The following is an 8,554-nucleotide window of genomic DNA, read 5'->3' as shown; positions in this document are numbered from 1 at the left end:
CGGACGATCCCGTTCCCTTCACCGGAGCGCGGGCGGATCGTCCGCGGCGGCTTGCCGGGCGGCGCCGCGCCGCGCATCATCAACCCCGCGCGTCACGTGGACTTCTCAGGGGATGAGGGGATGGCGACGGTACACCTGCTGGGCACCGGGGCGGGATTCAGCGGCCCGGACCGGACCACCACCATGCTGGCCTTTGAGAGCGAGGGGCGTTCCGTGGTGGTGGACTGCGGCGGGGACGTGGTGCAGCGGCTGCTGGCGTCCGGGGTGGACCTGGACGGCATCGAGGCGATGATCGTAACGCACGAGCACCCGGACCACGTCTCGGGCTTCGCGCTGTTCATCGAAAAGATCTGGCTCAGCGGCCGCCGCGATCCGCTCCCCGTCTTCGGCATCCGCCCGGCGATCGACCAGGCGCGCCGGGTGTGGGAGGCGTTCCGCACGGACACGTGGGACGTCCCGGAGATCCGGTGGACCGAGGTGCCGTACGAGGCCGGCGCGGAGGTGCTGCGGAACGAGCGGTGGCGGATCACGTGTGCGCCCGGCGTGCACGGCGTCCCCGTCGTGGGGCTGCGCGTGCAGGATCTGCGCGGCGGCGGCGTGTGCGCGTACTCGTGCGACACGGCGAAGTGCGCGCCCATTACGGAACTGTCGCGCGGCGCCTCGGTGCTGGTGCACGAGGCCACGGGGACGGAGCAGGGCGGGCACACCACGCGCGAGCAGGCGGCGGAGGTGGCGCGCGACGCGGGGGCGGCGCGGCTGGTGCTGGTTCACCTGCCGCCGGGGATGACGGATGAACTGCTGAACGACGCGCGGGCCCTCTTTCCCGCGACGGAGTTCGGCCACGACGGGGGCCGATATGAATTCTGAGTGGATCAGGGGCGTGGCGGCCGCAGCCGTCCTTTCCGCCTGTGCGCCGGCCGTGTCCGCGCGTCCCGCGGCGGCGCCTCCCGGCTCCGCGCCCGTGGCGGCGGCGCCGAGGACGGCGGCCGGAGCGGACCGCGAGTGCGATCTGCCGGAGGGCACGGTGCTGGTGGACGTGCGCCACGGCGACCGCAGCATTCGCACGGACGTGCGCTACGCGACCGCCAACAACTTTACCGGCGCCGTTCTTCCCGGCTACGAGCGGCCCCTGGCGCTGCTGCGGATGGACGCGGCGGAGGCGCTGGGCCGCGTGCAGCGCCGGCTGCGGGTGGACGGCGTGGGGCTCAAGGTGTACGACGCGTACCGCCCCATCCGCGCCACGCAGGCGATGGTGAACTGGGCGCAGCGGACGGGTAACCAGTGGGTGCTGGACCAGGGCTACGTGGCTGGCGTGAGCGGCCACAACCGCGCCGCCACGGTGGACCTCACGCTGGTGGAGCTGAGCACCGGGCGCGAGGTGGACATGGGCACGCCGTACGACACCTTCAGCGAGGCGGCGCACACGGCCAACGCCATGGGCACGGTGGCCGCCAACCGCCGCCGGCTGGTGCAGGCGATGGAAGCGGAGGGCTTTCAGAACTACGACAAGGAGTGGTGGCACTTCCGCATGCCCGGCGACTTCCCCCCGCTGGACGCGCCGCTCCGCTGCTTCGGCGGGTGACCGGCGCGGGCTTGCGGGGCACGGGGCGGCGGGGCAGATTCCCGCGCTCCTGAACGGCGTTTGTCCCCGCGTGGAGCGCGCATGGCCGCTGTGCCGCTGGTGGTGTTTGCCGACTTCGCCTGTCCGTTTTCGTACGTGACGGAGGCGGCGGTGCGGCGCATGGAGGCGGCGGGCGAGGTGCAGGTGACGCGGCTCGCCTACGAGCTGCATCCCGCGCCGGCGCCCCTCCCCGCGCCGGACTCGGGGTGGATGGACGCGCTTCGCCCGCTGGCGGACGAACTCGGCCTGCCGCTCGCCGCGCCGGCCGTGGCCGTTCGCACGCGCAAGGCGCACGAGGCGGCGCGCTTCGCGGAGCACAAGGGTGTGGGCGAGCAGATGCGCGAGGCGCTCTACCGCGCGTACTTTGCGGAGGGGCGCGACATCGGCCGCATCGACGTGCTGGTGGACCTGGCGGCGTCGCTGGGGCTGGACGTGACGGAAACCAAGGTGGTGCTGGACGTGGACACCGCGTCGTCGCGCATCGACGCCGAGCGCGAGGCGGCCGTCGGCGCGGGAGTGACGGGGACGCCCACGCTGGTGGCGGGAACGGGGGACGAGGCACGGTGGATCGTGGGCGCGCGCCCGTTCGCGGAGCTGCGGGCGGAGATCCTGGGATCGTGATTTGGCGGGGCGCGGTGCGCCCCTTTGCACAGGAAACGAGAGCGATGTCGGACTACGAGCGTACCACGGTGCTTTCCACCCGCGAGATCTTTGCGGTGGCGGACGAGATCCTGACCACGCGGGGCGAGCTGGCGGCCAGCGGCGAGGGGCATCACAGCCGCACCTGGTCGGGCGGCGAGGGCACGGTGAACGTGGAAGTGCACCGCCACGGCCCGTCGGCCATTGTCACCATTCGCACGGACCGGCTGCGCACCTCCAAGATCGACGGCGTGGTGCGCCACCTGATGAACCAGCTTCCGTACCAGCCGGGCGATCCGCCGCGCGAGTAAACCGCGGTTCATCCCTCGAGCCGAAAAGGCCGGCTCCCGTGCGCGGGGGCCGGCCTTTTCGCGTATCCAGAACAGACGATCATCACGCGGATGACGCGGAGAGGAACGGCGCAGGCATCCCGCCACCTCGTTCTTCGACTCCTTCTCCGTGTCTCTGTGCCTCTGTGTGAGACCTGCTTTTCAGTCGGCCCGGGCGAGCACCAGGTGGACGGGGATGCCGCCGTTGCTGGTGCGGAAGGCTTCGCGAAAGGGCAGGCCCACGTGGCCTTCCAGCTGCTTGTCCGCGGAGAGCAGGCCGAGTGTCCAGCCGGGGGCGCGCTCCTGCACGGTGCGGCCCATGGCGGCGTACAGGTTCCGCAGCGGGTCGCGTTCGCCCACGCGCACCCCGTACGGGGGATTGCAGAGGATGAGCCCCGGCCCGTCCGGCGGCTCGATTGCGGACAGCGGGCGCACGCTGAACGCAACGTCGGCCGACACGCCCGCGCGCTCCGCGTTGGCGGTGGAGGCCTGGATGGCGCCCGCGTCGCGGTCCGAGCCCAGGATGGGTGCGGGGGCGGAGGCCAGGATTTCGGCGCGAGCGCGCTCCACGGCGGCGGCCCAGCCGGGCGCGTCGAAGTCCGGCCAGTCGGCAAAGGCGTAGCGGCGCGGCTCGCGGTCCGCCATCGCCAAGCCGGGCGCAATGTTGCGGGCCAGAAGCGCCGCCTCGATGGCGATCGTCCCCGAACCGCACATGGGGTCGATGAGCGGCGTGCGCGGATCCCACTTCCCGCCGAGCAGCATGGCCGCGGCGAGCGTTTCGCGCAGAGGCGCCTTGGCGAGCGCCTGCCGGTAGCCGCGCAGGTGCAGCAGCGCGCCCGAGCTGTCGGCGCTGATCACGCACTCGTCGCGCACAAAGCGGACGATGAAGAGCTGCGCGTCCGCGGCGCCGTCGTTCTCGTCATCCGCTACCGTGGCGCCTTCCACCTGCCCCACCGCGCGGCCGATGGCGTCCAGCAGGCGCTGGGCGATGGCGCCCTCGTGGTACAGCTTGGACTTGCGGCTGGTGACGCGCAGCCGCACGCGCCCGCCCCGCCCCACCCAGCGCTCCCACGGCACCTTGCGCGCGTGCCGCTCCAGTTCGAAGAACGTCCGCGCGCGGAACCGTGCCGCGCGCACCACCACGCGGCTGGCGGTGCGCAGGCGCAGGTTGGCCTCGTGCATCTGCGCGGCGGGCCCGGTCCACGCCACGCCGCCGGGCTCCACGACGCCCTCGATGCCCAGGGCCCGCAGTTCGGCCGCGGTGAGCGGCTCCAGGCCGGGGGCGGTGATGGCGAAGAGATCGAACATCTAGGAAATAGGGAATAGGGAATAGGGAATAGGGAATAGGGAATAGGGAATAGGTGCTTCGGCGCCTCGGCGGGCTTCTGCGTGAGGCGGCGGCGTCCCTGTGGTTTGAACGATCACAAAAAGCGAACCGCCGGGGCGAGTGCGCCCCGACGGGTTGATGCGGTTGCCTGCGGACCTTCATCAGACCGCAACGGCAGTTCGGGGCGGTTCGGAGGATGGCGCATGCTGAAGCGCCCCATCCCCCGCCAGCCCCCTCCCCGCAAACGGGCGAGGGGGAGCCGTTCGGCGCGGGGGCGGACACCGGCGCATCTGGCCGGCTCCGTCGTCCGGCGGTTTGAGCCGCGCCTTGGAAAGACGAAAGTCCGCCGTCGCGGACTGCATCCGCGGCCGCCGTCGCGTGCCGCACGCACGGGCCATCCGCCTGATGCGGTTGAAGCCCCGATCGCGGACGCGTCAGCGCCGCGAGTCGGGGCTTCCCGCTTTTGGAGCGGCGGATTTATCCGCTCGGGACCCCGCGCCCGACGCGCCGCCCTCTCCCCCGCCCCGCCGTCCCCCTATTCCCTATTCCCTATTCCCTATTCCCTGCCGTTACTCCCCGATCCCGAACTCCTTCAGCTTCCGGTACAGTGTCCGCTCGCCCATCCCCAGCATCTCCGCGGCGCGGCGGCGGTTGCCGCGGCTGTGCAGCAGCGCGGCGTTGATCGCCTCGCGCTCCATCTCGGTAATGGTCATCCCCGGGCGAAAGACGATGGTGCCTTCCTCGCGCGGGGCGGGCTCCGGCTCGCGCGGCACGCTTTCCACCGCCACCGGCAGGCCGATGGGAATCGGCTGGTACCCGCCGTACGACGGGCCGGCCGGCACCCCGCCGCCATCGTGCTGGCGGGAGCGGTACACCTCGAACTCGCGCCGCAGATCCTCCATGTCCACCCGCAGCTCAAAGAGCGTCCGCAGGATGAACTCCATTTCCGGCGACGGCACGGTGGGCAGATGGTTTCCGCCACCGTTGAGCTGCGCGGCTCCGGTAGCCACCTGCGGCGGGGGCGGAGAAACCGGCACCGGGAGCAGCGAGTCGCGGCGCCGGTAGCGCACCTCGGCGGGGATGTCTTCCGGACGGATGACGCGGCCCGGCGCGAGCACCACCATGCTCTCCACCAGGTTGCGCAGCTCGCGCACGTTCCCCGGCCAGTCGTACTCCACCAGGCTCTGCAGCGCCTGCGGATCGATTCCCACGAACGAGCGGTCGTGCTCCACGCTGAACTGCTGGATGAACCGGTCGATCAGCCGGGGGATGTCCTCGCGGCGCGAGCGCAGGGGCGGCAGGTCGATCCGCAGCACGTTCAGGCGGTGGTACAGGTCCCGCCGAAAGTGGCCCAGCTGCACCTGGTCGCGCAGGTCGCGGTTGGTGGCCGCGAGCACGCGCACGTCCACGCGAATGCTTTCCTCGCCGCCCACCCGGCGAAACTCCCGCTCCTCCAAGACGCGCAGCAGCTTGGTCTGCGTGCCCAGCGGCATTTCACCGAGCTCGTCCAGAAAGATGGTGCCGCCGTTCGCCAGCTCAAAAAAGCCCTTGCGCCGGTCGGTGGCGCCGGTGAACGAGCCCTTTTCGTGCCCGAACAGCTCGCTTTCCAACAGGTTGTCCGGCAGGGCCGCCACGTTGACCGCGATGAACGGGCGGTGGCGCCGCGGCGACAGCAGGTGAATGCCGCGGGCCACCAGTTCCTTGCCCGTTCCGCTCTCCCCCAGGATCAGCACGGTCGAATTGACGGGGGCGATCTGGACGATGCGCTCCAGCACCTCCTCCATCGCCTCGGTGTCGCCCACGATGCCGGTCATCTCGCGCAGTTCCTCGCGCTGCACCAGCCGCTTGCCCACGAGCGCGATCTCGTCCGCGTCGATGGGCTTGGGAAAGCACTCTGACAGGCCCAGCTGGCGGCAGATCTCGCGGCCGGTGGGCTCCGTAGGCTCCGTGAGCCCGATGACGGGAAGCCGGCCCCGCTCGCGCGCGGACGCAATGAGTGCGCGGGCGCGGCGCTCGCGCAGCCCGCCGGTGATCACCACCAGCACCGGCTCGGCGAGGGCGTCGGACAGGCTTTCGCCGGGCGCCAGCAGCTCCACGCGAAGCTGCTGCGCCTCAAACGCGGCGCGCAGACGAACCGCGGGCTCCAGGTCGTCGGTGGTGATGAGAACGGCTTCCGCCACGATCGGGGACAGTGCTCGGTACCGGGTGGGAGAGTGCGTGAAGTGCTTGAAGTGCTTGAAGTGCGTGAGTGCTGTGTGCGTAAGTGCGGAACGGCCGGTCGTGGCGCGCCTGGCACGGGCGGTTGAAACCGCGGCAACAACGGCGCGAAGTCCGCCTTCGCGGACTGCATCGGCGGCATCCATGCGGGAGGCCTGCATCGGCGCGTCCGCCTGTCCATGAATTCGCCGCTGGAACGGCACCAAGTCCGCCTCCGCGGACTGCATCCGCGGTGCTCGCGCGCGCCGCCTGCGCTGGGACGGTCCGCGGGTCGGTTGAAGCCTCGATCGTGGGCGCGACAGCGGCCACGAGTCGAGGCTTACCGCTTTTCGAGCGGCGGATTCATCCGCTTAGGAACCCGGGCGAAATGATCCTCCTCCCGGGGATGATCCGCCTCGGCTACTTGCGGACCGTTCCGCCGGTGTGGAACGGCGGGCGAACGACTTCGGCCTTGATGGGCGTCCCGCGGATCACGATGCCGATCTCCGTTCCCGGCTTGGCCGCGGCGGCCGGCACGTACGCCATCCCGATCCCGTCCCCCAGCGTGGGGCTCACCGTGCCGCTGGTCACCACGCCGGCCTCACCCCCATCCACCGCCACTGGATAGCCGTGCCGCGGAAAGCCGCGCTCCTTCACCCGGAAGCCCACCAGGCGCCGCCGCGGTCCCTCCGCCTTGACCGCCAGAACGGCGTCGCGGCCCACGAAGTCGCCCTTGTCGGGCTTGACCACCCACCCCAGCCCGGCCTCCAGCGGCGAGGTGTCCTCGTCCAGGTCGTTGCCGTACAGCGCGTAGCCCATCTCCAGCCGCAGCGAGTCACGGCACCCCAGCCCGGCGGGGAGCAGGCCGTCTTCGCCGCCCACCTCCAGCAGCCGGCGCCACAGCCGCGGGGCATCGGCCGCGCTCACGTACAGCTCGAACCCGTCCTCGCCCGTGTAGCCGGTGCGGCTGATGGTGGCGTGCACCCCATCCACCTCGCCCTCGGCAAAGCGGTAGTAGCCGATGGCGTCCAGGTCAGCACCCGTGAGCCGCGACAGGATCTCCTGCGCGCGCGGACCCTGCAGCGCCAGCAGCGCGATGTCGTCCGTGCGGTCCGTGAGCTCCACGCCGAACCGCCCGGCGAACTGCGACACCCAGCGCCAGTCCTTGTCCTTGTTGGCGCCGTTCACCACCAGCATGTAGCGGTCGGCGTAGCGGTACACGATCAGGTCGTCCAGCAGCTTGCCCTCGTGGTTCAGCAAGGTGCTGTACTGCGCCTGGCCCACCTCCAGCCTGCTGGCGTCGTTGGTGGTCACGTACTGCACAAAGTCCAGCGCCCGCTCGCCGCGCACGTCGAACTCGCCCATGTGCGACACGTCGAACAGCCCGGCCGCGCGGCGCACGGCGTGGTGCTCGGCGGTAATGCCGGTGGGGTACTGCACCGGCATCTCGTAGCCCGCAAAGGGAACCAGCTTGGCATTCAGCGCGGCATGCTCGCCGTGCAGCGGAGTGCGCAGAAGAGTGGCCTCGGCCATCGTCCGTCGGGGTGCAGGTACGGGGGTCCAGATCCAGGGACTGCCAATCTAGCATGGTGTCCCCGGACGGGCGAGGGTCGGGCGACCCGGCTGGACAGGACGGCGCCGGACAGGAACGCATCGGGGGAGCGGACGCCCGGCGTCCGCTCCCCCGATGTGACATCCGGCCTCCAACGATTCAGCGCGTGTGCGCCACCTCGCGAAAGCGGTCCCGGTCGCGCTGCGGAAAGAGCGCCAGGAGCCGCGGACGGCGGCGGCGCGCGCGCTGCTCGCGCGTGGCCAGGATGCGGGTGGCGGCCTTGGCCGGCTGCGTGGCGCGCAGCCAGTGGTCCGCAAAGCTGTGCAGCGGCACCACGCGCCAGTCCTGGCCCGTGCGCCAGATGACGTGGTGCTTGCCGGTCTGGTCAACCATGCGGTGCGCGGCTTCCTCCGCCAGAAATCGGGCGAGGTAGCGGTGCTTCTGAGACATCGGATGGTGCGGGGGATCAAGCAGGAGAGGGTCCCGGTGCAGAGTTGCCGGGTACATACAATCTGCCTGATTTCCCGCCGCCCGCAAGCGGAATGACCGTCCAGTCACGACTGCTCCGGACCCGTGTGGCAGGTTCTCCGTTCTCCGGAGCGTGTCGAGAAACCTGCCGGGCACCCCAGCGCGATCATCTCGCCGCGTGGAGCGGAGCAGCGGATTCCGCCACGCCGGACTCGAGGGCGCACGCGAGCGGTATCCTTGCCATCGATGCGTTGACGCGGACAGGCACGCCCGCGCTCGCGGACGCACCGATGCTTCCGCCCCGCGTCAGTGCGGCGCGGGCGGGCAGTGGTCGTTCACCTCGTAGCCGATGGCGCGCGGAAAGTCCGTTCGGGCCAGGCGCACCTGCACCAGCACCGGACCCCGGTTCACGGGGTCCGCCT

8 protein-coding genes are annotated in these 8,554 nt (G+C 71.2%); 4 read left to right on the top strand and 4 right to left on the bottom strand.

Translation table 11 applies throughout. The features are described 5' to 3' along the window. From VF665_RS25020 to VF665_RS25005, 4 genes are all read left to right on the top strand, one after another. The coding region (locus tag VF665_RS25020) for an MBL fold metallo-hydrolase (protein WP_331056223.1) at window positions 1–867 on the top strand (867 nt) is incomplete at its 5' end. 13 nt (window positions 868–880) lie between these two features. Beyond that, a complete protein-coding gene (locus VF665_RS25015) occupies window positions 881–1,582 on the top strand; it encodes a M15 family metallopeptidase (RefSeq protein WP_331056222.1) in 702 nt (233 codons plus the stop codon). A gap of 81 nt (window positions 1,583–1,663) precedes the next feature. Beyond that, window positions 1,664–2,242: a DsbA family oxidoreductase gene (locus VF665_RS25010; RefSeq protein ID WP_331056221.1), complete on the top strand. Its 579-nt coding sequence runs from the start codon at window positions 1,664–1,666 to the stop codon at window positions 2,240–2,242. 44 nt (window positions 2,243–2,286) lie between these two features. After that, a complete protein-coding gene (locus VF665_RS25005; protein ID WP_331056220.1) occupies window positions 2,287–2,571 on the top strand; it encodes a hypothetical protein in 285 nt (94 codons plus the stop codon). A gap of 180 nt (window positions 2,572–2,751) precedes the next feature. Here VF665_RS25005 and VF665_RS25000 read toward each other — a convergent pair whose 3' ends face one another. The 4 genes from VF665_RS25000 to VF665_RS24985 form a co-directional block, all read right to left on the bottom strand. Further along, window positions 2,752–3,897, bottom strand: coding sequence for a class I SAM-dependent RNA methyltransferase (locus VF665_RS25000; protein WP_331056219.1), 1,146 nt, complete (start codon window positions 3,895–3,897; stop codon window positions 2,752–2,754). A 588-nt stretch (window positions 3,898–4,485) separates the two neighbouring features. Further along, a complete protein-coding gene (locus tag VF665_RS24995; RefSeq protein ID WP_331056218.1) occupies window positions 4,486–6,096 on the bottom strand; it encodes a sigma-54 dependent transcriptional regulator in 1,611 nt (536 codons plus the stop codon). 436 nt (window positions 6,097–6,532) lie between these two features. Further along, the gene (gene gcvT / locus VF665_RS24990) at window positions 6,533–7,645 is read right to left on the bottom strand and encodes a glycine cleavage system aminomethyltransferase GcvT (protein WP_331056217.1); all 1,113 of its coding nucleotides are present in this window, start codon (window positions 7,643–7,645) and stop codon (window positions 6,533–6,535) included. Window positions 7,646–7,823: 178 nt separating this feature from the next. Beyond that, window positions 7,824–8,114: a hypothetical protein gene (locus VF665_RS24985; protein WP_331056216.1), complete on the bottom strand. Its 291-nt coding sequence runs from the start codon at window positions 8,112–8,114 to the stop codon at window positions 7,824–7,826. Window positions 8,115–8,554: the final 440 nt, after the last annotated feature.

The sequence above is a fragment of the Longimicrobium sp. genome, from assembly GCF_036387355.1.
In the GTDB taxonomy this organism is placed as follows: Bacteria; Gemmatimonadota; Gemmatimonadetes; order Longimicrobiales; family Longimicrobiaceae; genus Longimicrobium.
The sequence above is the reverse complement of the archived record's forward strand: the minus strand, read 5'-3'. Positions and strand labels throughout refer to the sequence as shown.

Coding starts and splice junctions, on each gene's coding strand:
- VF665_RS25010 (WP_331056221.1), top strand. CDS start 1,664: ATGGCCGCTGTGCCGCTGGTGGTGTTTGCCGACTTCGCCTGTCCGTTT.
- VF665_RS25005 (WP_331056220.1), top strand. CDS start 2,287: ATGTCGGACTACGAGCGTACCACGGTGCTTTCCACCCGCGAGATCTTT.
- VF665_RS25000 (WP_331056219.1), bottom strand. CDS start 3,897: ATGTTCGATCTCTTCGCCATCACCGCCCCCGGCCTGGAGCCGCTCACC.
- gcvT (WP_331056217.1), bottom strand. CDS start 7,645: ATGGCCGAGGCCACTCTTCTGCGCACTCCGCTGCACGGCGAGCATGCC.
- VF665_RS24985 (WP_331056216.1), bottom strand. CDS start 8,114: ATGTCTCAGAAGCACCGCTACCTCGCCCGATTTCTGGCGGAGGAAGCC.